This is a genomic window from Mesorhizobium sp. M0060, from assembly GCF_040323155.1.
GTDB lineage: Bacteria > Pseudomonadota > Alphaproteobacteria > Rhizobiales > Rhizobiaceae > Mesorhizobium.
The window spans coordinates 1-22658 of the sequence record NZ_JAMYUP010000003.1; the positions used below are offsets into that span (position 1 = coordinate 1).

Consider the following 22658-nt stretch of genomic DNA (forward strand, 5'->3'; position numbering starts at 1 on the left):
CAGATGGCCGGATGGCCGCATCGACAGCGGATTCCATAAGCCCGTTCAATGGAGAAGCGGCTTTTGAGCCTTCACCAAAGTCGAAGCCTCGGCGACCGATCAACGGTGCGGCGTAGATGCCAATAAGGATACCGATCGTCATCCCGAGCAGGAGGCTTCGACCGCTCACGGATCAATAGCCGTTGTCTCGGAGGAACTGGTCGATGGCTGCCTTTATGATCACCGTCATTTTGATATCGTTGTCGAAGGCAGCCTTTTGCAGTCGCATTTTCGTGTCGTAGTCCAGCGGGCAATTGACGTAGTGCTTGGCTTCCCGCGCGTGCGCTCGTTTGAGGTCGCGCAGGCGCGCCCCTTCTCCTGAGAAAGAGCACGTTCGATCGCCTTGCTCTTGCGCTCGTCACTGCTCGGATTTGGCAGACCGCGCCGCGGCCGTTCCCTTGTCGCATCCGCTGCTGAAATCGGCACCGCTGTTGGTTTCCGCGCAGTCATTCCCGCCTCTGCCTCTTCCGACACAGAGGCTGGTTTCATTGTGGCTTTGGATGTCGCCGGCTTCGGCCGCCGCGGTGCGATAGGGAAGTCAGAGACGGACAGTTTGCCTGGCTTAGACATTTCCCACCTTTTCCCGGTTTGCCGCGACATGGCGATCCAGCTCAGTCACAAACGCCGCGACCTCCGCGCGACCCTTCATGACCGGGTCGGTCAGCTCGAGCATCTGCAAGGTGCCGAGGCCGTTGCGGATTTCGCGGTAGCAATTTCTTTCGGCGAGCTTGGTTTCCATCAACGTCGATTCATAGCCATTGGCGCGAAGATTGGCGATGAACGGACGGATCAGCCTGTAAGCCTCGAGAACGCGGCCCGGAAGGGCGATGCGCGTCACCACGTTGACGTGGGGAATCGTACGCCCCTCCCTATCGCCAATATCCGCCGTGATGTTGGCGGCTTCGCCGGCCGCCTTGATTTCATCCTGGTTCGGCTGAATTGGCGTCAGCACCAGGTCGGAGTTGCGGATGATCGTATCGCGGATGACGCTGTCGACGCCCGGTGAGTCCATCAGGATTAGGTCATAGGCGCCGTCCTGTTCGGCAAGAACGGTTTCAATGCTTCGCTGCGTTGCCGCGCTGTGCAGCTCGATGTTGGCCGGAAGATTGTCCTTGGCCTCACATCGCTTCCACCATTCGGCGAGGTTCTGACGCGGATCGGCGTCGATCAGAAGAACCTTCTTTCTCTGAATAGCGTACTCGCCGGCAACGAGGATAATGACCGTCGTCTTGCCGGCACCGCCTTTGCCGCTGATCGCGCAAATTCGTTGAGGCATGTCTGATCCCTCTTTTGCCGTCCCCAAAGCCGAACACGGCAGGCCGTCGCCACGCTCATGCCTCCTCTTGGGCAAACAGCATTTCCAAACGACGTGAATGCTTGGCTTCGTATGGCGCTTTTACACGATGCGATCACGCCTCACTATCCAAGGGTGTGATATTTCAATCACATCGTAGTTTCACATCATAACGTCATGGCATGTGAACACATCGTGTGAAGAAGTCGTGTGAAATGGGATCAACCGCGCGCTCCCGTTTGAGCCATCCTGGAAGTCTCCACAATCGCACAAATTACCCTTGTTGAATCGATGAAGTCAGCTCCGGGCCTCCCGCTCCTTTTGTGGTGAACCCCGGAGCCGCGCGGAGGCCGGCCGTGACGCTCGCACGCAGCTGGCCAGGGCGAAGAGCGGAGCGTCCCTTGCGGGCGAGTACGAGGGGCACACAAAAGCCGACAAAGCGGTCCTGGAGGTGAACCCTGGAAAGCGTTTTGACGTTTGATGGGGCAGGGGCGAAGGCCCTGCTCATGGTCGCGATAAAGTCGTGTGGGCCGCTCGAAGACCAGCCAGTCGAGCATTCCCGAACGCTCGCTGGTCAGGCCCAGCGGCCCCCCTAACCCAAGCTGCTGGGCCGCCCCTAAGGAAGTGCGTGTATCCCTGATGCGGTCGTCGGTGACCCGCCTCCGTACCGCGGCCGGGATCGCAACCACGTCATCGACCCAACGCCCCACATCGGTACCACTCAAACGAATGGCAATTTTCTGTCTAGATGCGTTTAGTATCCATTCTCGGGAGACCCACATGGGTGTCGCGTGGGAGACAAGTGACTCCCCTTTAAAGGCATCGAGATGCTACGAGCGCTGAAAAGTCAGTTCCTTAGACCTAAAGATCGGGCGATTTGCCAGCGGGTTGTCGACCAGATAACCGCCGACGCTAAATGGTACAGCACTTCGATAGACGGTCAGATTCTGGCCTCGACCACGCTGAATCTCTTTCAATCAGGGGTCGTAAACGAAACAAATTTGCTGGCACATGTTCGCGCGCGGCGCCACGACTTCACTAAACTGACAGCCTAGCTCCACCCGGGCGGAAACAGCGCGCTAAGCTGCAGCATACACGTTTCCGCAACGAGAAAAGGCGGCAGATCGAGGGTGCCAGCCCTGTTCTGGCTGAGTATCTTGTAGACACCAGCGATCCTCGTCAACTAAACCAGCTTCAAACAGGGCTTGCCGAAGGCGTTGTGGCCGGCGATTCCGAAACTGCAGAGGCGATGCGGGACTTGATCGAAACTGTTACTGTGTTTCGAGATCCATCAAGGATCGGCGGCATTGAAGTCGAAATCGCCGGGCGTCTCACCGCGCTCTTGGGCGAGGATGCCTTTCCCAACGGCGTCAAAGGAGTGTGGGGAAAGGTGGTAGCGGGAGAGGGACTTGAACCCCCGACCCCAGGATTATGATTCCCGTGCTCTAACCAACTGAGCTACCCCGCCAGGGCGGCGAAGGCCCGAAATCCAGCTTAAATCGGCAGGCATATCGACACGTTCGCCAAGGTCGCGCGGATATAAGGTTGCGACGGCAAGCCTGTCAAGCATCGAAGTGGCTGCAGCGTCGGCATATTCCGCCTGCCCTAAAGCTCTGCCGGGCAGACATTTGAGCGCACAGGCCGGGGTTGAGTTCGGCGAGGCACGCCGCTATGTCTCGGCCACGAAAGTCATGGTCAGAAATTGATGAAACCGCGCATTGCAGTCCTCGGTTGCGGATACTGGGGCAGCAACCACATCCGTACCCTCAAGGCGCTCGGCGCGCTGCACGCGGTTTCGGACGTCAACCCTGCGCGTGCGGAAGGTTTCGCCAGCGAGCAGGATTGCCTGGCGATCGAACCGGAGGCGCTGTTTGCCCGTGATGACGTCGATGCCATCGTCATGGCGCTGCCGCCGCAGTTCCATGCCGACATGGCTGTGCGCGCGGTGCTCGGCGGCAAGGACGTGCTGGTGGAAAAGCCGATCGCGCTGACGGTGGCCGATGCCGAGCGGTCGGTGAAGGCTGCCGCCGACAATGGCCGTGTGTTCATGGTCGGCCATGTGCTGCGCTTTCATCCCGCCTTCGAGACGCTGAAGGCGCTGATCGACAATGGCGAGCTTGGCGAGGTCCGCTACATCCACTCGCACCGGCTCGGGCTCGGCAAGTTCCACACCGAGAACGACGCGCTGTGGGATCTGGCGCCGCACGACCTGTCGATGATCCTGGCCATCACCGGCACTGAGCCGGTCGAGGTGCGCGGCGAGGGGGCTGCCCTTCTCGACAATCTCAGCGACTTCGCGCATCTGCACATGCGCTTTCCCAACGGCTTGCGCGGCCATCTGTTCGCCTCGCGGCTCAATCCTTACCGCGAACGCCGGCTGACCGTTGTCGGCACAAAGGCGATGGCGGTGTTCGACGATGTCGAGCCGTGGGAACGCAAGCTTGCCGTCTACCGCCACGCGGTGTGGCAGGACAGCGGCCAATGGGCGTTTACCGCCAACGAGCCGTCCTATGTCGCGGTCGGCGAGGGCATGCCGCTGACGCGCGAGCTCGAGCATTTCATCCACTGCATCGAGACGCGGGCCGAACCGCGCACCAGCGGCGAGGAAGCCATCCGGGTGCTGCGCATCCTGACCGCGGGCACCGTCGCCCACAGCAGGCCCTGAGAAAATCGGCCCTGAGAAATAGATTCTGAGAAACAGACTTTGAGAGACCAGGCCCCGAGAGGATGGGCCTTGAGAACGACCGCTGTCTATTCGGCGGGAACCCGCGCCGGCTGGACGGCAAGCCGCGTCAACATCGCCTCGGCTTCGGCGCCGCGCTCGGAGCGCTCGATGAAGCCACCGCCGAACACGCGCGCCTCGTTGCCGTCGTCGGAATAGAGCACGCAGGCCTGACCGGGCGCGATGCCGGACTCGCCGTCGACCAGCTCCACGAAAGTGACGCCGGCGCGGTGATGCAGCACGGCCGGACGCGGCGGCCGTGTCGAGCGCACCTTGGCGAAAAGCTCCAGCCCGGCCGCCGGGATATCGGCCAGCGGGCCATCGCCCAGCCAGTTCATGTTGCGCAAGAAGATCTTGTGGGTTTCCAGCGCCTCGCGCGGACCGACGACGACGCGGGCCCGGTCGGCGTCGAGATGGACGACGTAGAGCGGCTCGCCGGAGGCGATGCCGATGCCGCGGCGCTGACCGACGGTGTAGCGCAAAATGCCTTCGTGGCGGCCAAGCACGCGCCCGTCTATATGGACGATGTCGCCCGGATTGGCGGCAGCCGGCTTCAGCTTGGCGATGATGTCGGAATATTTGCCCTGCGGCACAAAGCAGATGTCCTGGCTGTCCTGCTTGGCGGCGACGCTCAGTCCCATCTCCTCGGCGATGGCGCGAACCTGCGGCTTCGACAGGCCGCCGAGCGGAAAGCGCAGATAGTCGATCTGCGCCTGGGTGGTGGCAAACAGGAAGTAGCTCTGGTCGCGGTCGGCGTCGACCGGCCGGTAAAGCGCGCGATGGGCGCCGTTGGCACCGGAACGGATGTAGTGGCCGGTGGCCAGCGCGTCGGCGCCGAGTTCCTTGGCGGTCGCGAGAAGATCGGCGAATTTCACCGTCTGATTGCAGGAGACGCAAGGGATCGGCGTTTCGCCGGCGACATAGCTCTCGGCGAACGGGTCGATCACCGCCTTGCGGAAGCGCTCCTCGTAGTCGAGCACGTAATGCGGGATGCCAAGCGTCTCGGAGACGCGGCGGGCATCGTGGATGTCCTGGCCGGCGCAGCACGAGCCGGCCCGGTGCGTTGCCGCGCCGTGGTCGTAGAGCTGCAGCGTGACGCCGACGACGTCGTAGCCCTCGCGCTTCAAAAGACCGGCAACGACCGACGAATCGACGCCGCCCGACATGGCGACGACGACACGGGTGTTTTCGGGGCGTCCGGGAAGATCGAGGCTGTTCATGGTTCTTTCGTTCTGCGCGGCGCTTCAATGCCAATGGCCGGAATATAGGTCAAGCCTTTCGGCTGCGCCAGCTTTGCCGGGCCAGCTCATTTTTTCCGGCCGGGCTCAACGCGCTTGCCGGCAAATGTCTCAAATGCCGACGAAAAGACTAACGCGGCGTTCATGATCCTTACCTAACCATTAGGGTCTGCTTAGGCAAATTTTAAAGCTGTGGCGGTAATGTGGTGGGGATTGGGTCTTTGAGTTTTTTGTAGAGAGTACGATGACCGATCTAATTAGACCGCGAGTCAAATACGTTATCGGGCCAGACGGCAGCCCACTTACCATCGCCGATCTGCCGCCGACGAACACACGTCGCTGGGTTATCCGGCGCAAGGCGGAAGTGGTGGCGGCGGTACGTGGCGGGCTTTTGAGCCTCGAAGAGGCGTGCCAGCGCTACAAGCTCACCACCGAGGAATTCCTGTCCTGGCAGGCGTCGATCGATGAATACGGCCTTGCCGGGCTGCGCACCACGCGCATCCAGCAATACCGGCATTAACTCGGTCTGAGCAATGATGGAGGGCGCGGTCTGCGCCCTTTTGTTTGTCGGGCGAGAACCCTTCGGTCGTTTTTGCCGGAGCGAGAACTTTTGGCTATTTTGCCGGGGTGAGAACCTTCGGTTCAGATCAGCACCACCTCGCGGCAACGGCGAATTGGCGCGCAAGCTCGGAAGGCATCACGCCGAAAATGCTGACGCAGACGCGCATCCTCGAGCGCGACGGCCTGGTACGGCGCGAGGTGTTCCCGGTCATTCCACCGCGCGTCGAATACGAGTTGACAGAACTCGGCCAGAACCTGGCCGGGCTGCTCAACCAGATCAGGGCCTGGTCGGGGCAGCATGTGCCCTACATCAAGGACGCCCGCGCGCGGGCGGCGGAACAGCAAGGAGATTTGGGTGCCTGAGGCCGGCACCGTTCGGTGCGCCGCAGTAGCGCTCAAGCGCGACGCGCTTTAAAGCCTTGTTTTCAGCCGATCATGGCGCTGCGGCCGCCGGCTTCCGTGTCGCGCGCCTTCGTGTCGCGCGATTCGAGCATCTCGGCCTTGGAAAGTTCGGCTTCAGCTTCGCTCAGCAATGATTCGGCGACATTTCGCTGCTGGGCGAGGTCGCTTTGCGAATTCCTGAGGTTGTCGCGGCGCAGGCGTGCCGCCTTGGCGAAGGTCGGATAGGCAAAATGATTGATGTCGGTGATGCCGGCCTTCTTCTCTTCGGCGGCGATCTGAAGTTCCAGCTCGACGGCCATGCGCTCGAACTCGGCGATCATCATGTCGAGCTGCAGCAGCTGCCGCCGCTTCTCGCTCACCTGAAATTGCTTCAGCCGAACGAGGTTTTCACGTGACTTCATGATTCGGTACTCCCGGAAACGCACACCTGCACATATCGTCCAATTCACCCGGCAAGGCCCAGGCTTCACCCGTTTCCACCGGCTTTCCCGGAACTATGGGAAACAAATTCCTAAAGTTTTTTGCCGGCGGTAACCATTCGTTTACGGGCATTGTTAATCATACGGCTCAGGACTTAAGGGCGGGTAAAAATTCTGCTACTCGTCGCGAAACCCGGCCAACGAGTCCGAAGAGTCACTTAGTCTGGCTTATTAATGTGCTGCATTAACGGTTTAGGTCTGTGATTCATTATTGGATTCAACGAGGTGTAGAAAGGGGTTAAAAAATCTGATACCGTCATGGACGGGGAATTAGGTTTTATTAACCATTCGATGGCAGCCTCTGCTCAGGCAATCACTGCTCCGGTCCTGGACGGGTCGTGAAATGGTCCGGCAGCAGAAAAGGGGAATGAAATGCGCGTTCTGCTGATAGAAGACGACAGTGCAACCGCACAAAGCATCGAGCTGATGCTGAAATCAGAAAGTTTCAATGTCTATACGACCGATCTTGGTGAAGAGGGCGTCGATCTAGGCAAGCTTTATGATTACGACATCATTCTCCTCGATCTCAATCTCCCCGACATGTCGGGCTATGAAGTTTTGAGAACACTTCGCCTTTCCAAGGTGAAGACGCCGATCCTCATTCTCTCCGGCATGGCCGGCATCGAGGACAAGGTGCGCGGCCTCGGCTTCGGCGCTGACGATTACATGACCAAGCCCTTCCACAAGGACGAACTGGTCGCCCGCATCCATGCCATCGTGCGGCGTTCCAAGGGCCACGCCCAGTCGGTCATCACCACCGGTGACCTGGTGGTCAATCTCGATGCCAAGACCGTTGAAGTCGGTGGCCAGCGCGTGCATCTGACCGGCAAGGAATATCAGATGCTGGAGCTGCTCTCGCTGCGCAAGGGCACGACGCTGACCAAGGAAATGTTCCTCAACCATCTCTATGGCGGCATGGACGAGCCGGAGCTGAAGATCATCGACGTCTTTATTTGCAAGCTGCGCAAGAAGCTCGACGCCGCGTCGGGCGGGCAGAATTACATCGAGACCGTCTGGGGCCGCGGCTATGTGCTGCGTGAGCCGGAAGATATCCGGGTCAGCGCCTGAACTAGATCCCGAAAGTGGATGCCGGTTTTCGGAAAAGAACACAGTAAAACAATAAGATAGAACCCATCCCGATTTCGTCAGGATGGAACAGGCTCTGATCAGGCGGCAATCTTCAAGGCGCGGAAGCACTCGAGCAATTGCGGCCGGTTGAACGGCTTCAGCAGGTAGCCCTGGGCGCCGGCGCGTTTTGCCCGCATGATCGCCCCGACGTCGACCTCGACCAGCGAAATCAAGACTTGCGGCAATACCGGGCTTTCCATGGAGCGCACGCGGCGGATGAGTTCCTGCGCCTGCATGTCCGGCAAGGCGCCATCGACAACGATGATGTCCGGCATGTCGGCAGTGCACATCTCGATCGCCTCATGGCCGCTGGCGGCTTCGATCACCATCATGCCGGAGCCGCCCAGGATACGCTTTGCAACCTTCCTGATGACGCTCGAATTGTCGACGAACATGCAGCGTTTCATTCCCGGACCCCTCTTTGCCATGCGGCGAACCGGCAGCGTCGTGGCATCTGCCGGGGAACATAGGCCGATCTGGTAAAGAAGCCGAAAAGCCGTTAGGTAAAATTTTCCTGAAGGTGTTTTAAGCGAAATCTTCTTTCGCAATGCTTCACGCAATCAATCTGCAAGCCCGCCCCACAGATGTTAAGGCAACGCCGCAAATATGACTTGGAGAAAATACTTTCCCGCTCTTTCGGAGAACTTCAGGCTGCGGAAAGGACGATCTCGTCGGCGGTCGCATGGATCGATATCGTCATGTTGGCTTCGCGGGCCAAAAGCAGCGTGTAATAGGGTTGCACCGAATGCGCGTCGATCGGCTCTTCCGGTCTGTGGCCGGAATGCAATTCCAGGAATTTGGGCGGCACGCGCAGCATCGGGCCACTCGCAGCGAGCGCAAAGCGCGGCTCGGTCTCGAGGTTCTCCAGCGTGACCACCAGCCTGCCGCCGCGCGGAATGGCAGCGTTGGCGACGAGGATGAGGTTGAGCAGCAGCTTGACCTTGTTCTTGGGCAACAGCGCGCGGGTCCCGTTCCAGACCAGTTCCGGCTTCTCGTTCTTCAGGAAGGCGATGGCGACGGCCTCGGCGTCCCCGGTGTCGATCAACATGCCGGCGGAACCGGCGGCGCCGAAGGCGATGCGCGCGAATTGCAGGCGGGCGGAGGCGTTTTTGGCGCTTTGGCGGATCAGCTTCATGGCGTCTTCGTCGGCGCCGCCTTCGTCGAGCAGCTCAAGCCCGTTGTTTATGGCGCCGACCGGCGAAATGATGTCGTGGCAGACCCGGCTGCACAGCAGCGCTGCCAGGTCGGGTGCGGAAAGGGTGAAAAGCTCGGCCATCGGCAAAAATCCCTGCAAATTTCACAACAAAATGACCGGGCGATCATGATCACGCCTGTCCACACGAATCACGCTCTCTCCCAAGCATTCTGAATACACAGCGCTTGGGCGTGCAGCAACAAATCCAAAATTATGATTGTCGAAAATGGTGTGTTCACGCAGCATGGGTGCTGCGCGGGCGGTGCAAAACAGCCTTCGAACCGCCATCTTCATGTGAGAGTTTAATGGTTGAAAAAGGATTACGGCATAGTTTGCCCCTAACAGTCATCCTTAACGGCCGCCAAAGAGCCGTACGGGTGCGAGGCGTCGGCGAAGGTGCTCCCTGACGGAGATTGGAAGCATGTTTTCCCGATTCTACGACCGGACTTTTTTCCGTGTCATCTCAATGACGATCGCCCTCATCGGCCTTGTCGCCTTTTCGACATCGGCCGCGCGGGCTCAGGAATATACCGCCCAGGAAATCGTCGATTCCGGTCACAAATTCTTCGGCGCGACATCGGGTGGGCTCGCCACCGTCGTCGAGAAGATTTTCGCCACCTATGGCCTGCCGAACGGCTATCTGCTCGGCGAAGAGGGCTCCGGGGCGCTGATCGGTGGCCTGACCTATGGTGAAGGCACGCTCTACACCAAGAATGCCGGCGATCACAAAGTGTTCTGGCAAGGCCCGTCGCTCGGCTGGGATTTCGGCGGCGAGGGCTCGCGCGTGATGATGCTGGTCTACAATCTCGACGATGTGAGCAGCCTCTATAACCGTTTTGGCGGCGTGGCCGGCTCCGCCTATGTCATCGCCGGCGTCGGTTTCAACGTGCTGAAGAACAACAATGTGCTGCTCGTGCCGATCCGTACCGGCGTCGGCGCCCGGCTCGGCGTCAATCTCGGCTACCTCAAGCTCACCCAGCGCGCGACCTGGAATCCGTTCTGACGGCATGATTGCGTCATTGCTATGGACCTGTGACTGACAGGCTGAGCTTTGCTGCGGCATACCCTTGCCGCGGCGTCGGATTTCCGTCATGCGATGATGGCAAAGTCCAACTTTGGCCGTTGCGTGCCATATATAGCGGCCTGCCATGCATAACGGCCCGCCATGCATAACGGATAGTCACCTTGGTCCAGTCCATCCTGTTCTTTGTCCTTGGCTTTCTCTGCGCGGGATTTCTGGCGCTGATGATTGCCCCGGCCGTCTGGCGGCGGGCGGTGGTGCTGACGCGCAGACGCGTCGAGGGCTCGATGCCGCTGACGCTGGCCGAGATCCAGGCGGACAAGGATCGCGTCCGCGCCGAGTTTGCCGTTTCGGCGCGACGGCTCGAAATGACCATCAAGTCATTGCGCGAGAAAGCGGCCGAACAGCTGGTCGAGATCGGCCGCAACCGCGAAGCCCTGAAGGAATTGGCGGCCGAGCGGCAGGACAAGAACCGGGTCGTCGCCGACCTCACAACCAGGAGCGAGGAGCTTCGCAAGCGCGATGAGCAGCTGCAGCAGCTGTCGGAGCGGCTTGCGGAAACCGAGCGCGCGCTCGAAAAACGCGGGCTCGAACTGCGAAAACTGGAGCACATGTATGACGATGCCAGTTTCTCGTCCAGCAGCCGGCAAATCGAGCTGGTGGCGCGCGAATCCGAGCTGCAGAAGCTGGCAAGCGACATTTCGCTGCTGCGCGGCCAGCGCAAGGAAGCGGACAGGCGCAGCCAGGAGTTGGCAGCCGAGAGCAAGGCCTTGCGGGACGCGCTGAAGGCCGAGAAGAAAAGAACCGGTGAACTGGAAAAGAAAGTCGAACGCCTGCTCGCCACGCTGGCCGATCGCGAGGACAGGCTGGAGCGCCGCGAAAAGGAACTGGCGCGCCTTCGCGAAAAGCCTAGAGGCGCTGAAAGCGCGCCTGCGGTGCGCCTTGCCGGCGTGCCAGGCAGCCAGGTCAGCACGCCCGCCAACGGCGACGACGTCGAAAAGGCAACCGCCAAGCTCGATGGCGATCGCGAGCGGCTGGAGGCCAGACTGACGTCGCTGGCTCGCGAGAACAGGAGGCTGAAGACGGATCTTGCTGCCTCCGAAACGTCGAAATCGCAAGCCGGAGACGATACGGGCCGTGCCAATGCGGCATTGCGCGAGGAGATGAACGATCTTGCGGCGCAAGTCGTGGCCTTGACGGCGAAGCTCGACGGGCCGGATTCGCCGATCGCCCGGGCGCTGGCAGCGCCTGAGGATACGCGGTCGGAGAGTGGCGGGCGCAGCCTTGCCGACCGCGTGCGGGCGCTGCAGAAGGCGGCTTCGACCAATTGAAATACCGCCACTTGGCCGCAAAATGCCCGACTCAAATTCCGGAAAAATGATGAAGTGCAATGGCCGATGCAGCCGCGACGTTCAGGCTGTCGAAGCCTTCCGCCATACCGATCCGCAGCGTCTGCAGGCGGGCAAGCAGGCTTTCCGGCAGGCCTTCGCCCTCGGTGCCGAGATAAAGCGCCAGCCGCTCGTTTCTCTTGGCATCGCGAATGTCGATCTGCCCGCGCGGCGACAACGCGAACTGGCTGAAGTCTTGCCGGTCGAGCATTGCGGTGCAGCCGGCGGCGTCGGCAAAGGAGGCAAAGGGGACCTTCAAGGCGGCGCCGACCGAGACGCGGATTGCCTTGCGGTACAGCGGGTCGCAGCAGGTCGGATCGAGAAGCACGGCATCCGCGCCAAAGGCGGCGGCATTGCGGAAGATCGAGCCCATATTGTCATGATTGGCGATGCCGACCAGCACCACGATCAGCGCGCGGGCGGGCAGTGCGCCAAGCAAGGCCTCGGCGGACGGCGTCGCGCCCTTGCGGCCGATCGCCAATATGCCGCGATGCATGTGGAATCCGGCAATCCTGTCCATGACTTCGCCTGACGCGACATGGATCGGAAGCCCCGCAGGCGCCTTTCGCAAAATCTCGTCCAGGCCAGCCAGCCGGTTTTCGAGCACCAATATCGATTCTGCCTCGAAGCGCCGGGCGGCAAGCAGGGTGTCGAGCACCACCTTGCCTTCGGCGACGAAACGGCCCTGGCGGCCGGCCAGATCGCGTTCGCGGATGTCGAGATAGGCGGCGACGCGGGGATCCTGCGGGTCGTCGATGCGGATGAGGTTCATGGGTTCCTCGGCGGACCATGGCGTCGGCCGCAAATCGGAATTCGGTTTCGGAAGGCACGATGCCGGATCCGAAGTTCAGACCGTATCTCAGCGTCCAAACGGATGCACGTCGCTCTAACGGTCAAATCCACTGGACACAGCTACGATTCCGCTTGGCCTCCTGGCGAGGCGGAGATTTTGTTTCCCGCGGCACGGCTCTTCAGCCAGGCCGCTTCAATTCAGAATTTCGATCGAGCGACGGAACCACACGGGGCCGTGCCGCGTCATAGAAGCGGGCTCCTGTTGCAGTCCACGGAGGACATCGATGATCAGGCTCCTCCTCGTCTTCGCCGCGACGCTTGCCTTCGCATGCGGCGCGCACGCGGCCAAGCTCGATCCAGCCACCGTCAATCAGGCCCAATTCACTATCGGCGAACCGAAGGGTGTCGATCCGATGCTGCTGAAGGCGCAGATCCTTCTGGATCGCGCCCGCTTCTCGCCGGGCCTGATCGACGGTCGCCGTTCCCAGAACTTCGCCAAGGCCGTTGCCGCCTTTCAGGCGGCAAACGGACTTCCGCCTGATGGCAAGCTCAGTCCACAGACCTGGAGCAAGCTCATCGCAACCTCCGCCAAGCCGGTGCTGGTGACCTATGAGGTGATGCGCAAGGATGTGCGCGGACCTTTCACCAAGCGTATTCCGGCTCGCATGGAGAGGATGGCCCGCTTACGGCGGCTCGGCTACCGCAATGCGGTGGAGAGGTTGGCTGAGCGCTTCCATATCAGCGAACAGCTGCTCAGGATGCTCAATCCGGGCGCCCGGCCCAGGAAGCCCGGCACGACCTTGGTGGTGCCTGATGTCGACAGGAGCGACCCTCCCGCCGGCGTCGCCGGCATCGAGATCGACAAGGGCGCTCGCCTGGTGCGTGTGCTCGACCGTGCCGGCAAATGGCTGGCGGTCTACGCCGCCTCCATTGGAAGCGATGAGAAGCCGGCGCCAAGCGGCATGGCAGAGGTCAAGCGCGTGGTTCACAATCCCACCTATCACTATGATCCGGACTTCGCTTTCAAGGGAGTCAAGACCAAGCGGCCCTTCACAATCGCTGCCGGGCCGAACAATCCCGTGGGATCGGTCTGGATCGATCTCTCCATCGAAAGCTATGGCATCCACGGCACGCCCGAGCCAGGCAAGATCGGCACGACCTTTTCGCATGGCTGCATCCGGTTGACCAACTGGGATGCCGAAGACCTTGCCTCCATGGTGCAGCCGGGCACGAAGGTCGACTTCAAGGACGAGGTGGCGCAGGCCGCCGACCAGCGCGCTGAGTAGCAAGGCGGACTTGGCAGCCAAACGGATTTGGCGGGAGCATCCCCGCTCCGGCGCTCAGGTCCCGGCGCGACGCAGCCGGTAAGCCATCTGCGACAGCTCACCTTCCCCGAAAATGCCGTCCAGCATATGCAGCAGTTCGCGCACGGCGTCGGATTTGCAGGAATAATAGATCATTTGCCGATCGCGGCGGGTCTCGACAAGGTCGGATGCCCGCAGCTTGGCCAGATGCTGTGACAGGGCGGATTGGCTGAGCGACACTTTCTCGGCTATGGCGCCGACCGACATTTCGCCCTCGGCCAGATAGCTCATGATCAACAAACGTTTTTCGTTACCCATCAGCGTCAGAAACGCGGCCGCGGCTCCGGCGTTGGCGACTAGCTTGTTCGAGACCATCGATCCCCCATGCCTTCCTGCTCATCTGACGCTATGGGGGCAATAGCGTCTGATTCCATAGACTTCCCAGTAGATTGCACGCCAGCGATTCAGCGTCACTCGCAAAGGTAGAACATTTCGCTCAAATCTCAAGGCTTGCTTTCCATGCAAGCCGATTAACTGTCCAGCTGTGTTCAATTTGCCGAACGGGCAGCCTTTGCCATGTCGACCAGAACAGGCCTGAGGTCGCGTGCCGCCTGCAGCGGATTGGGAAAGAAGACCCGGCAGACATTGTCGCCCGATACGAGATCCATGCCATCGGCGTCGAAGCCGGCGACGGTCCAGCCGTCGCCACTGGCGCCGCCGAAATGGCCCGCATAGAGGGCAATCGCATCAAGATGGTCGGCGTTCATATGGTCGAGTGCCGATTGCTCGCCGGCGGCAAGCTCTTCGACGATCGCTCCCGTCGCGACCAGATCGGTGCGGTCGAGCAGATAGGCCTTGCCGAAGCCGCCGTTCAGGCTGGCGCGCTCCGGTTCGAGCCGGAAAATCGAGAAGTCGCCGAGCCCGGCATAGAGCTTTGCCTTGGGATTGCGGTTGAGATAGCGCCGCTCGGTGCGGGCGTGCTCGTTCGAGCCGCGCTGCAGCCGCACGGCCCGGCAGACCAGCGTCAATCGCGGATGCGCCAGCGGATCGCCCTTGCCGGGCTCGCCGACGAGCAACGAGCAGCGCGGGTCGGCAAGAATGGCGCCGGTATGGGCGGACAGCATCGAGACCAGGATCAGCGGCGTGCCGTCGATGTCGGTGGCGACGCCGACCCTGCTGGCCAGCGGCGAACCGGTTCCTGGTTCGATCACCGCCAGCGCGCCGAAACGGGCGCTGCGGATCAGCGTCTTTGCCAGCCTGATCGCCTCGGCGTCGGTCTCGCGGATTACGTCTTTCTTGGGTTTGTCCAAAGCACCACCGTCGCGTTTATTTCGGCGCCATGCGGATGGCGCCATCAAGCCGAATGGTCTCGCCGTTGAGCATCTGGTTCTCGATGATGTGCAAGGCAAGTGCGGCATATTCGGAAGGCTCGCCCAAACGGGAAGGGAAGGGCACCGCGGCACCGAGCGAATCCTGCACCTCCTGCGGCATGCCAGCCATCATCGGTGTCCTGAAAATGCCGGGCGCGATGGTGCAGACGCGAATGCCGGAGCGGGCGAGATCGCGCGCCACCGGCAGCGTCATGCCGACGACGCCGCCCTTCGACGCCGAATAGGCCGCCTGGCCGATCTGGCCGTCATAGGCCGCGACCGATGCGGTGTTGACGATAACGCCGCGCTCGCCGCCCTGCAGCGGTTCGAGCCTGGCGGCCCGGTCGGCAACCAGGCGGATCATGTTGAAGGTGCCGATCAGATTGACCTCGATCACCTTGCGGTATTGGTCGAGCGGATGCGGTCCGTCCTTGCCGATCGTCTTCACGCCGATGGCGATGCCGGCGCAATTGATCAGGATGCGCGGTCCGCCAAGCTTTGCCACCACGTCCGCGACTGCAGCGGCACCGCTCTCCGCGTTGCTCACGTCGCATCGGACGGCGATGCCGCCGATGTCGGCCGCCACCTTCGCCGCACGCTCGATGCCGAGATCGAGGACGGCAACGCTGGCGCCGCTGGCGGCAAGTGCGCGCGCCGTCGCCTCGCCAAGGCCAGAGCCGCCACCGGTGACGATCGCAATCTGGCCGTTCGGGTTCATCTCGACGGTCCTCCTCTGTGCCCAGACTATGCTGCGAAGCCACCGTACAACAGCACCGGCATGGTCACGCCATCGCGGCGATGTGCTCGGCAATCCTTGCCTGGTCGGCGTGGCAAACCTCTCCCACCAGCTTTGCCACCGCGCCCGGCACGATCTCGTGCGCCAAAAGCCGGTCGGGGTCGACCGGACGTGGCATCGAGATCTGCCCGCGCGGGAGCCTCTTGAAGCCGAGCGGGCCGTAATAGGGTTCGTCGCCGACCAGCATCACGGCCGGCGCGCCAGCCTTGGCGGCGGCTTGCAGGGCGATTGCCACCAGCCGGCGGCCGATGCCGAGATTTTTGAAGGCCGGCTGCACGGCGAGCGGCCCGAGCATCAGCGCGCGGCCGGCGCCGGCGGCGATGCGCGTCATCCGGACCGAGGCGACGACGGTTGCGCCATCGACGGCCACGAAGGACAAAGCGCTTTCATGCGGGCCACCTTGGCGAATCTTGTAGGCGGCGAGCACGAAACGGCCCGGCCCGAAGGCCTCGTCATTGATGGCTTCGATTTCAGAATCATGCGCCGGAGTTTCCGGCAGGTATTTCACGTCGGCAAGGCTCATGGTCTTTGCGTTCCGGTATGCGAGGAAAGGTTTGCTGCAAGCGGCAGCGTTCGCCAGTCAGCGCTTCATCAAGCGCGGGCGCTCTTTCGTCGTCGGTCGAACCGGATCACGGCAAAGTCGAACATGCGGATTGTCCGCTAGCACCAATTTTCAGCCGCCGCAATCGGCCGGTTGCACTCGACGGCGCAGCGGTTGACGATCTGTTCAGCGCTGGCGATTTCGGCAGGTCCATTTCATGCCCTACATCGGGCAGGAACGCGAAAGGACATTTCATGGGATTGCTAGTCGAAGGCCAATGGCAGGACCGCTGGTACGATACCGGGGAGAGCGGCGGCAAATTCGTGCGGGCGCAGTCGCAGTGGCGCGACTGGGTGACGCGCGACGGCGCGCCGGCCGAAGGGCGAAAACGCGGCTTCAAGGCCGAGCCCGGCCGCTATCACCTCTATGTCTCGCTCGCCTGCCCGTGGGCGCATCGGACGCTGATCTTTCGCGTGCTCAAAAAACTCGAGGACGTGATTTCCGTCTCGGTCGTTCATCATTTCATGGGCGCCGACGGCTGGACGTTCCTGGCCGAGGACGGCGCCACCGGCGACACGCTCTACGGCCTCGATTTCCTGCACCAGATCTACACCAGGGCCGATCCCGGCTATTCGGGCCGGGTCACCGTTCCCGTGCTGTGGGACAAACGCGAGCGGACCATCGTGTCCAACGAATCCTCCGAGATTATCCGCATGCTCAATTCGGCCTTCGACGAATGGGGCGATGCCAAGCTCGACTTCTATCCGCAACCGTTGCGCGGCGCGATCGATGCGGTCAATGCGCTGGTCTATCCCTCGGTCAACAACGGCGTTTACCGTGCAGGCTTCGCCACCACGCAGGGCGCTTACGAGGAGGCGTTCGGCGAATTGTTCTCGGCACTCGACACGCTGGAGAACCGCCTGTCAAAGCACCGCTATCTCGTCGGCGGCCACATCACCGAGGCCGACTGGCGGCTGTTCACGACGCTGCTCCGCTTCGACCCGGTCTATGTCGGCCATTTCAAATGCAATCTGCGCCGCATCGCCGACTATCCGAATCTGTCGAATTATCTGCGCGACCTCTATCAGGTGCCCGGCGTCGCCGGCACGGTCAACCTGCACCACATCAAGTCGCACTATTACCGCAGCCACGAGACCATCAACCCGACGCGCATCGTGCCGGTCGGGCCAGAGCTCGACTATGCGGCGCTGCACGACCGCGACCGGTTCAGGAAGGCGGCGTGATCTACCAGTAGGGCGAGACCGCCGCGCCGTCGAAAATCTCGTTAATCCGCCGCAGCGTCGCCGGCGTCGTTCCCTCGGGCAGGCGGTCGAGCGGAAAGAAGGCGGCTTCGGCGATCTCGCGGTCGGGCAGCTTAGGTGCTGGCTGGTCGAACTCTTCGACCAGATAGAGGCCGACATGGTCGCGGCGGCTGGCCCGGCGGTTGAAATGCAGAGATTTCAGCACCGGCGGTCCAGTCAGCGCGATGTTGCCTTCCTCGAACAGTTCGCGCGTCAGCGCCTCGGTCATCGTCTCGCCCAACTCGACACCGCCGCCGGGCAGGTGCCAGCCCGGAACATAGGTGTGGCGGATGAGGAAGACGGAATTGGAGCGGCGGTCGTGGATCAGGCCGCGCACGCCGAGCGTCATCGGCCGCCGCAGTACGAAATACAAGTGAAACAGCCTTGCCCGGAAGCCCGGCCAGCCGGTCTGACGCAGGGCTTGCTCCGGATCCGGCGTCGTCATCGTCCGCGAAACCGTGAGTGGAAAGCGGCGCGCGTGTCGCCTATGAAGAAAGGATGTTCAGGCTCGCGCATATTTCCGATGTCCATCTGGGGCCGCTTCCCGATGTAACCTATCGCGATCTCGCCTCCAAGCGCGTGGTCGGCTACGTCAATTGGCAGCGCAACCGCCGCCGCCACATGCATGATGCCGTCATCGACACGATCGTCGCCGACATGAAGGCCAGCGGACCGGATCATCTCACGATCACCGGCGACCTGGTCAATCTGGCGCTCGACGGCGAGATCGAGATGGCCAAACACTGGCTGGAGACGCTGGGCTCGCCCAATGACGTATCGGTCGTGCCGGGCAACCATGACGCCTATGTGCCGGGCGCCTTCGACAAGACCTGCCGGTCCTGGGCTGCGTGGATGACCGGCGACGGCGTCAATACGCCGGTCGACCGCAACACCTTTCCCTATCTGCGCGTACGCGGCAATGTTGCGTTGATCGGCGTCTCGACGGCGCGCGCCACGGCTCCGTTCATGGCCAACGGCTTCTTTCTGGAAGGCCAGGCGGAAAGGCTGCGCGACATGCTCGACACCACAGGCAAGCGAGGCCTGTTCCGGGTGATCATGATCCACCACCCGCCGGTGCGCGGCGCCGTTTCGCAGAACAAGCGGCTGTTCGGCATCTCCCGCTTCCACAAGGTTCTTCACCGGCACGGTGCCGAACTTGTGCTGCACGGCCATTCGCATGTGCCGTCGCTCTTCTTCATTGGTGCCCGCAAGACCAAGATTCCGGTGGTCGGGGTCGCCGCCACCGGGCAGGCCCCCGGCAGTTCGCATGCGCCGGCGCAATACAATCTGCTCGACATCGACGGTGAAAAGGACGATTGGCGGATCAGGCTGACGCGCCGCGGCCTGACCGGGCCGGCCTTGCCGCCCAGCGACCTGCAGACAATGGAGCTTGGCGTCGAGGCCGACGCCACGCTTGCCGGAGCGCGATGAATTCAGCTGGGAGCGTGTCGCTCTAAAAGCTGATTTTCATCGCGACGATGCGGTCCCAGAACAGCACGAGCGAAACCGCTAGGCCGACCAGGGCGCCGGCGGCGATCAGGCCGAGGCCCGCGAAGAACGCCGACCAGCCGTTGCTGCGCGCAGGGACCTGCAGCGGCGGCTCGGCCTCCGCCACTAGGGCGCGTTTCAGGCTGGCGACGGCTTGCTCGATGCCGCCTTCCATCATTCTCTGGCGTTCGACGACGCGCTCGGCGACATAGCGCGTCACCTGATCGGCAACGATCTTCATCTCGGTCGACTCGGCGAGCACGACGCGGCCGATGCGCGTGTCCTTGAGAAAGCGATAGGTGCGACGGTCGCGTCCCATGGCGACATGGCTGACGGCGTCGATCCACAGCCGTGGCTGCAGGCCGGACGAGACGGCGAAGTCGAAACTGTCCATGTCGGTGGGCACGTCGGCGAAGACCGGCGCGAGTTCAGCGGCAAGCAGATCAAGCCGCATGCGATGCGCTTCGCGCATGTCGACCACGACGTCGTCGCGGTCGGCGAAGGCGTTCTTGATGTCGCGAATGGCATCGGACAGTTTTCGCGACTGATCGATCTGGGTGATGTTCTCGCCTGCGTCCTTCATCGGCGTTGCCTCGCGGGGTTTGGTTAACACCGAATTAACACAGCCGCCGGCAAAATGCACTTGCGAGATCGATGGACCGGCAAGGGTTCGCTGGAGGAGCACCAGCGCCGCCGCCGTGCCTGCGTGAAGACCGATCAGCTCGCCGCTGCAGCGAATCCTGGACGAAGCCGTCTGCTGCGGCGCCTCATATTGCGACGGACGGCCTCGACGATCAGGCCGGGCGCTTCCTCGACCAGCATATGGCCGGCTTCCAGCACGTGGTGCAGATGAAAATGCTTCGGCAGGCCGTCCGGTTGGCTAACGGGCAGCATCGCGTCGTCGCTTCCCCAAACCACCATGACCGGCATGTTCAGCGTTTCGAGCCGTTCGCGCCGGATGACACCTTGCCGATCATCCCTGGTCATGGCCGCTGCGATCTCGACAAGTGTCCGCAGCTGGCCGGGACGCTGGCGCATTTCGTTGAGGAGATTGACCCTATGCTGCGGGGGCCAGCATTGCGGTCCCGACATGGCGGCAAGACAGGCGCGGATTTCATCCGTGCCGGCAGCGGCGGCGTAGCGACGCAGCAGCGGACCATTGATCTCAGGACCGAAACCGCCCGGCGCCAGCAGCGTCAGCGAGGCAATTCTTTCCGGCTCGCTCAATGCCATCAGGGCGGCCACGGCGCCCCCCATCGAATGGCCGACGAGATGGGCCCGCTTTATCCCGCGAGCGGAAAGGTTCGCAAGGACGGCACTGGCCGCGATCCTGGCCGGACCGCCGCCCGGAAAATCAAACGACAAGCCATGACCCGGCAGATCGTAGGCCAAGGTCCGCGCGCCCGGTGCCAGAGGCGCGACGACATCGCGCCAGTCGTCGTGGCAGCCACCGAAGCCATGCAGGAAGACAATCGTCGTCGGGCCGGTGCCCCGTTCGGCAGCGTAAAGGGATGGGGTCATGCAAACTTTATGGGTTGTGCCGGGATCAGTCCGGATGCCGGGAATCAGTCTTTGTGCCGCGATTGGTCTTTATGCCGCGATCCGTTTGGGCCGGTTCAATCGTGTCTGAATTGCGCTTTGGCCGTGCGGATGGCCAGTAAAATTTTCGCGATCACCTGACGTCGTTCAGGCGCCGGAAGACGTCAACTGGCGCCGCCAAGCCCGGCGGCGCGCAGGGCCTCGACCAGACGGTTGGTCAGATCGGCGGGATATCTCCGTTCGACAAAGGTCGTGCGCGGATCGGCTGCGAATTTCGGGAATTTGGTGGTCAGTTCTTGCAGAAGCCTGCTCGTCAGCTTCTCGCGGCCGGCGGCCCTGGCACCGATCAGCCGCGCCGCCAGATAATGCGATTTCATTTCCGTCGTTCGCAAGCCGTCGCTGGCAAGCGTGGCCTTGTTCATGTCGCCCATCATGAACTCTCCGGCGAACAGCCCGTAATCCCACCATGTCGGATGGGCGCTGGCGATATCCACCGCGTGAGCAAGGATCGGTGTGCCCTCGCTGTATCTGCCGGCGAAAATCAGCCCGTAGCCATAGGCGGCGGCCATTGCGAGATCGTAGGAATTGAGCTCGTAGGCCTTGCGCATCCAGCGGATCGATTCCTCGGAATTGCCGATGCGCGAATTGAGATAACCAAGGGCACGGTGCGCATAGGGGCTGGTCGGGCCCATCTGTATGGCGCGATGGGCAAACGTCATCGCTTTTTCGATCGTCGCGTCGGCGGGGTAGGGGTAGTGGTCGGTGACCGCTTCGAGATGCAAGGACGCGAGTTCCGAATAGACGAGCGACGACTTCGCCTCCCGGTTGGCAAGATCTTCGAGGCAGCGGTAAGCGGCTTCGTGCGTCTTGGCGTTCTGGTCGAGATAATATTTGCCGTTGAGCACCAGACACGCCGTCAGCCCGGTCTGGATGCCGCTCTGCTCGATGTAATTGTAGATCGTGCCCGAGGCGGGAAGAGCCGAGCTCAAAATGTCGGAGATATGGTCCTCGATGGCGGAGTTCGTGATGTCGCCGGCGGTCAGGTTGCGTGACAGCAGCACGCGGCCGGTCGCCACGCTTTGCAGCTCGAGCGCAATGTCGCCGGTGCGCGGCCCGGGCAGGACATCGAACACGAAGTTGGCGGCGTCGGTAAGTGGATCCGGCGGGCTATCGGCATCACGGCCGATGAAATTGATGGTATCGAAGCCGCTAAGGCCGGCGCGCAGCGATGCGGCAACGCGGCGAGCCGCGTCGCTGTCGGCCTTGATGGCGATGTAAACCTGGGGAAGGGTTTCAACCGGAGGCGCCGCTATGCTGCCGGTCGCAACCGCGGTCTCGACCGCCGTGTCGCCGCCGGTCAGCAATACCACGCTGCCCTGGCGGAGGATCAGCACGCCCAGCATGAGGATGACCAGCGCGATCGCCAGCCAGAAGAACTGCAAATGGCGCTGCAGCGAAGGTGCGGCGGGGGTGAGGGCTGGAACGCTCAGCAATGCAGCCGGATGTGCCCGGTTGCGGGCATCTTCCGGCGATCCGGGAAGGACGGTTGTCGCCGCTTCCTCTGTTGCTGGTCCCGGCTTGGTCTCCACCTCGGGCGGCAAGCGAATGACGTTGAGTTCGTAGGATGGAACATAGCCGCCGCGCGGAATGGCGATGCGGACCGGTTCGGCAACACCCTCATTGGCAAAGTACTGCTGCAGAAGCTCGCGCAGCCTGCCGGCCTGCACCCGCACCACCGCATCGGTCGACGGATCGAAATCGCCGTCCTTGCCGAAAACGTCCATCGCGATGGAGAAGCCCTTGAGCCTGTCGGCTTCGCCTGCCTGCTCGCGCTCGACCAGGTAACGGAGCAGCTTGCGCGCACGCTCGGATCGCCCGAACGTTTCGCTGGCAAGCAATCGCTCCAACGTTTCGCGCACTGCGGGGGCGGCAGGCGTGGTATGCTGCAAGTGTCGATCCCTTCGAATCCGGCACAGGTTGAGGTACGATCATATAGCGCTGGCGCTGCCATACAAGCATGTGCTTATGGTGCGATAGCGTACCCACCGGATAAATTTCCG

23 protein-coding genes and 1 tRNA gene are annotated in these 22658 nt (G+C 62.1%); 9 read left to right on the forward strand and 15 right to left on the reverse strand.

Annotated features, from left to right (window positions below; all coding sequences use genetic code 11):
• Nucleotides 1–601: 601 nt before the first annotated feature.
• Together NKJ94_RS03935 and NKJ94_RS03940 are read right to left on the reverse strand one after the other, a co-directional pair.
• On the reverse strand, nt 602–1315 hold the full coding sequence (locus tag NKJ94_RS03935) for a ParA family protein (protein WP_352523078.1): 714 nt from the start codon (nt 1313–1315) through the stop codon (nt 602–604).
• 1409 nt (nt 1316–2724) lie between these two features.
• A tRNA-Met gene (locus tag NKJ94_RS03940) sits at nt 2725–2801 on the reverse strand.
• 237 nt (nt 2802–3038) lie between these two features.
• On the opposite strand from NKJ94_RS03940, the gene NKJ94_RS03945 reads away from it, so the two are divergent.
• Nucleotides 3039–3998, forward strand: a complete 960-nt coding sequence (locus tag NKJ94_RS03945; protein ID WP_352523079.1) for a Gfo/Idh/MocA family protein — start codon at nt 3039–3041, stop codon at nt 3996–3998.
• Nucleotides 3999–4084: 86 nt separating this feature from the next.
• On the opposite strand, the gene mnmA is transcribed toward NKJ94_RS03945, so the two are convergent.
• Nucleotides 4085–5275, reverse strand: a complete 1191-nt coding sequence (gene mnmA, locus NKJ94_RS03950) for a tRNA 2-thiouridine(34) synthase MnmA (protein ID WP_352523080.1) — start codon at nt 5273–5275, stop codon at nt 4085–4087.
• Between the two features lie 262 nt (nt 5276–5537).
• On the opposite strand from mnmA, the gene sciP reads away from it, so the two are divergent.
• The gene (sciP, locus tag NKJ94_RS03955) at nt 5538–5813 is read left to right on the forward strand and encodes a CtrA inhibitor SciP (RefSeq protein ID WP_023679563.1); all 276 of its coding nucleotides are present in this window, start codon (nt 5538–5540) and stop codon (nt 5811–5813) included.
• A 188-nt stretch (nt 5814–6001) separates the two neighbouring features.
• Nucleotides 6002–6217 carry a winged helix-turn-helix transcriptional regulator gene (locus tag NKJ94_RS03960; protein WP_352523081.1) on the forward strand — a complete coding sequence of 72 codons (216 nt, stop codon included), beginning with the start codon at nt 6002–6004 and terminating at the stop codon, nt 6215–6217.
• A 62-nt stretch (nt 6218–6279) separates the two neighbouring features.
• Here the strand turns inward: NKJ94_RS03960 and NKJ94_RS03965 are convergent, their stop codons facing one another.
• Nucleotides 6280–6657 carry a flagellar export protein FliJ gene (locus tag NKJ94_RS03965; RefSeq protein WP_023719275.1) on the reverse strand — a complete coding sequence of 126 codons (378 nt, stop codon included), beginning with the start codon at nt 6655–6657 and terminating at the stop codon, nt 6280–6282.
• Between the two features lie 450 nt (nt 6658–7107).
• On the opposite strand from NKJ94_RS03965, the gene ctrA reads away from it, so the two are divergent.
• Nucleotides 7108–7803, forward strand: a complete 696-nt coding sequence (gene ctrA / locus NKJ94_RS03970) for a response regulator transcription factor CtrA (protein ID WP_006203583.1) — start codon at nt 7108–7110, stop codon at nt 7801–7803.
• Nucleotides 7804–7901: 98 nt separating this feature from the next.
• Here the strand turns inward: ctrA and NKJ94_RS03975 are convergent, their stop codons facing one another.
• Complete coding sequence (locus NKJ94_RS03975) at nt 7902–8270, reverse strand: response regulator (RefSeq protein WP_352523082.1); 369 nt, start codon at nt 8268–8270, stop codon at nt 7902–7904.
• A gap of 239 nt (nt 8271–8509) precedes the next feature.
• Nucleotides 8510–9139 carry a histidine phosphotransferase ChpT gene (gene chpT / locus NKJ94_RS03980; RefSeq protein WP_352523083.1) on the reverse strand — a complete coding sequence of 210 codons (630 nt, stop codon included), beginning with the start codon at nt 9137–9139 and terminating at the stop codon, nt 8510–8512.
• 385 nt (nt 9140–9524) lie between these two features.
• On the opposite strand from chpT, the gene NKJ94_RS03985 reads away from it, so the two are divergent.
• Together NKJ94_RS03985 and NKJ94_RS03990 are read left to right on the forward strand one after the other, a co-directional pair.
• Nucleotides 9525–10061, forward strand: a complete 537-nt coding sequence (locus tag NKJ94_RS03985; RefSeq protein WP_245278600.1) for a DUF1134 domain-containing protein — start codon at nt 9525–9527, stop codon at nt 10059–10061.
• A 182-nt stretch (nt 10062–10243) separates the two neighbouring features.
• Nucleotides 10244–11410 carry a coiled-coil domain-containing protein gene (locus NKJ94_RS03990; protein WP_352523084.1) on the forward strand — a complete coding sequence of 389 codons (1167 nt, stop codon included), beginning with the start codon at nt 10244–10246 and terminating at the stop codon, nt 11408–11410.
• 31 nt (nt 11411–11441) lie between these two features.
• Here NKJ94_RS03990 and NKJ94_RS03995 read toward each other — a convergent pair whose 3' ends face one another.
• Complete coding sequence (locus NKJ94_RS03995; RefSeq protein ID WP_352523085.1) at nt 11442–12239, reverse strand: TrmH family RNA methyltransferase; 798 nt, start codon at nt 12237–12239, stop codon at nt 11442–11444.
• A gap of 304 nt (nt 12240–12543) precedes the next feature.
• On the opposite strand from NKJ94_RS03995, the gene NKJ94_RS04000 reads away from it, so the two are divergent.
• Nucleotides 12544–13545: a L,D-transpeptidase gene (locus NKJ94_RS04000; protein ID WP_352523086.1), complete on the forward strand. Its 1002-nt coding sequence runs from the start codon at nt 12544–12546 to the stop codon at nt 13543–13545.
• A 54-nt stretch (nt 13546–13599) separates the two neighbouring features.
• On the opposite strand, the gene NKJ94_RS04005 is transcribed toward NKJ94_RS04000, so the two are convergent.
• From NKJ94_RS04005 to NKJ94_RS04020, 4 genes are all read right to left on the reverse strand, one after another.
• Nucleotides 13600–13938 carry an ArsR/SmtB family transcription factor gene (locus NKJ94_RS04005; RefSeq protein ID WP_352523087.1) on the reverse strand — a complete coding sequence of 113 codons (339 nt, stop codon included), beginning with the start codon at nt 13936–13938 and terminating at the stop codon, nt 13600–13602.
• Nucleotides 13939–14111: 173 nt separating this feature from the next.
• Nucleotides 14112–14873 carry a HugZ family pyridoxamine 5'-phosphate oxidase gene (locus tag NKJ94_RS04010; RefSeq protein WP_352523088.1) on the reverse strand — a complete coding sequence of 254 codons (762 nt, stop codon included), beginning with the start codon at nt 14871–14873 and terminating at the stop codon, nt 14112–14114.
• Between the two features lie 16 nt (nt 14874–14889).
• Nucleotides 14890–15651, reverse strand: coding sequence for a 3-hydroxyacyl-CoA dehydrogenase (locus NKJ94_RS04015; protein WP_352523089.1), 762 nt, complete (start codon nt 15649–15651; stop codon nt 14890–14892).
• Nucleotides 15652–15715: 64 nt separating this feature from the next.
• The gene (locus NKJ94_RS04020; protein ID WP_352523090.1) at nt 15716–16252 is read right to left on the reverse strand and encodes a GNAT family N-acetyltransferase; all 537 of its coding nucleotides are present in this window, start codon (nt 16250–16252) and stop codon (nt 15716–15718) included.
• A 272-nt stretch (nt 16253–16524) separates the two neighbouring features.
• Here NKJ94_RS04020 and NKJ94_RS04025 point away from each other — a divergent pair, with 272 nt between their 5' ends.
• A complete protein-coding gene (locus tag NKJ94_RS04025) occupies nt 16525–17514 on the forward strand; it encodes a glutathione S-transferase family protein (RefSeq protein WP_352523091.1) in 990 nt (329 codons plus the stop codon).
• A gap of 1 nt (nt 17515) precedes the next feature.
• Here NKJ94_RS04025 and NKJ94_RS04030 read toward each other — a convergent pair whose 3' ends face one another.
• Complete coding sequence (locus tag NKJ94_RS04030) at nt 17516–18016, reverse strand: NUDIX domain-containing protein (protein WP_352523092.1); 501 nt, start codon at nt 18014–18016, stop codon at nt 17516–17518.
• Nucleotides 18017–18069: 53 nt separating this feature from the next.
• Here NKJ94_RS04030 and NKJ94_RS04035 point away from each other — a divergent pair, with 53 nt between their 5' ends.
• Nucleotides 18070–19002, forward strand: a complete 933-nt coding sequence (locus tag NKJ94_RS04035; RefSeq protein ID WP_352523093.1) for a metallophosphoesterase family protein — start codon at nt 18070–18072, stop codon at nt 19000–19002.
• A 22-nt stretch (nt 19003–19024) separates the two neighbouring features.
• On the opposite strand, the gene NKJ94_RS04040 is transcribed toward NKJ94_RS04035, so the two are convergent.
• The 3 genes from NKJ94_RS04040 to NKJ94_RS04050 form a co-directional block, all read right to left on the reverse strand.
• On the reverse strand, nt 19025–19642 hold the full coding sequence (locus tag NKJ94_RS04040; protein WP_352523094.1) for a hypothetical protein: 618 nt from the start codon (nt 19640–19642) through the stop codon (nt 19025–19027).
• A gap of 134 nt (nt 19643–19776) precedes the next feature.
• Nucleotides 19777–20580 carry an alpha/beta fold hydrolase gene (locus NKJ94_RS04045; protein WP_352523095.1) on the reverse strand — a complete coding sequence of 268 codons (804 nt, stop codon included), beginning with the start codon at nt 20578–20580 and terminating at the stop codon, nt 19777–19779.
• Between the two features lie 182 nt (nt 20581–20762).
• The gene (locus NKJ94_RS04050; protein WP_352523096.1) at nt 20763–22547 is read right to left on the reverse strand and encodes a tetratricopeptide repeat protein; all 1785 of its coding nucleotides are present in this window, start codon (nt 22545–22547) and stop codon (nt 20763–20765) included.
• Between the last annotated feature and the right edge of the window lie 111 nt (nt 22548–22658).

Bases quoted from the DNA above. Each gene is read 5' to 3' on its own strand.
- NKJ94_RS03935 (WP_352523078.1), bottom strand. From the start codon at position 1,315: ATGCCTCAACGAATTTGCGCGATCAGCGGCAAAGGCGGTGCCGGCAAG.
- NKJ94_RS03945 (WP_352523079.1), top strand. From the start codon at position 3,039: ATGAAACCGCGCATTGCAGTCCTCGGTTGCGGATACTGGGGCAGCAAC.
- mnmA (WP_352523080.1), bottom strand. From the start codon at position 5,275: ATGAACAGCCTCGATCTTCCCGGACGCCCCGAAAACACCCGTGTCGTC.
- sciP (WP_023679563.1), top strand. From the start codon at position 5,538: ATGACCGATCTAATTAGACCGCGAGTCAAATACGTTATCGGGCCAGAC.
- NKJ94_RS03960 (WP_352523081.1), top strand. From the start codon at position 6,002: ATGCTGACGCAGACGCGCATCCTCGAGCGCGACGGCCTGGTACGGCGC.
- NKJ94_RS03965 (WP_023719275.1), bottom strand. From the start codon at position 6,657: ATGAAGTCACGTGAAAACCTCGTTCGGCTGAAGCAATTTCAGGTGAGC.
- ctrA (WP_006203583.1), top strand. From the start codon at position 7,108: ATGCGCGTTCTGCTGATAGAAGACGACAGTGCAACCGCACAAAGCATC.
- NKJ94_RS03975 (WP_352523082.1), bottom strand. From the start codon at position 8,270: ATGAAACGCTGCATGTTCGTCGACAATTCGAGCGTCATCAGGAAGGTT.
- chpT (WP_352523083.1), bottom strand. From the start codon at position 9,139: ATGGCCGAGCTTTTCACCCTTTCCGCACCCGACCTGGCAGCGCTGCTG.
- NKJ94_RS03985 (WP_245278600.1), top strand. From the start codon at position 9,525: ATGACGATCGCCCTCATCGGCCTTGTCGCCTTTTCGACATCGGCCGCG.
- NKJ94_RS03995 (WP_352523085.1), bottom strand. From the start codon at position 12,239: ATGAACCTCATCCGCATCGACGACCCGCAGGATCCCCGCGTCGCCGCC.
- NKJ94_RS04000 (WP_352523086.1), top strand. From the start codon at position 12,544: ATGATCAGGCTCCTCCTCGTCTTCGCCGCGACGCTTGCCTTCGCATGC.
- NKJ94_RS04005 (WP_352523087.1), bottom strand. From the start codon at position 13,938: ATGGTCTCGAACAAGCTAGTCGCCAACGCCGGAGCCGCGGCCGCGTTT.
- NKJ94_RS04015 (WP_352523089.1), bottom strand. From the start codon at position 15,651: ATGAACCCGAACGGCCAGATTGCGATCGTCACCGGTGGCGGCTCTGGC.
- NKJ94_RS04020 (WP_352523090.1), bottom strand. From the start codon at position 16,252: ATGAGCCTTGCCGACGTGAAATACCTGCCGGAAACTCCGGCGCATGAT.
- NKJ94_RS04025 (WP_352523091.1), top strand. From the start codon at position 16,525: ATGGGATTGCTAGTCGAAGGCCAATGGCAGGACCGCTGGTACGATACC.
- NKJ94_RS04030 (WP_352523092.1), bottom strand. From the start codon at position 18,016: ATGACGACGCCGGATCCGGAGCAAGCCCTGCGTCAGACCGGCTGGCCG.
- NKJ94_RS04035 (WP_352523093.1), top strand. From the start codon at position 18,070: ATGTTCAGGCTCGCGCATATTTCCGATGTCCATCTGGGGCCGCTTCCC.
- NKJ94_RS04040 (WP_352523094.1), bottom strand. From the start codon at position 19,642: ATGAAGGACGCAGGCGAGAACATCACCCAGATCGATCAGTCGCGAAAA.
- NKJ94_RS04045 (WP_352523095.1), bottom strand. From the start codon at position 20,580: ATGACCCCATCCCTTTACGCTGCCGAACGGGGCACCGGCCCGACGACG.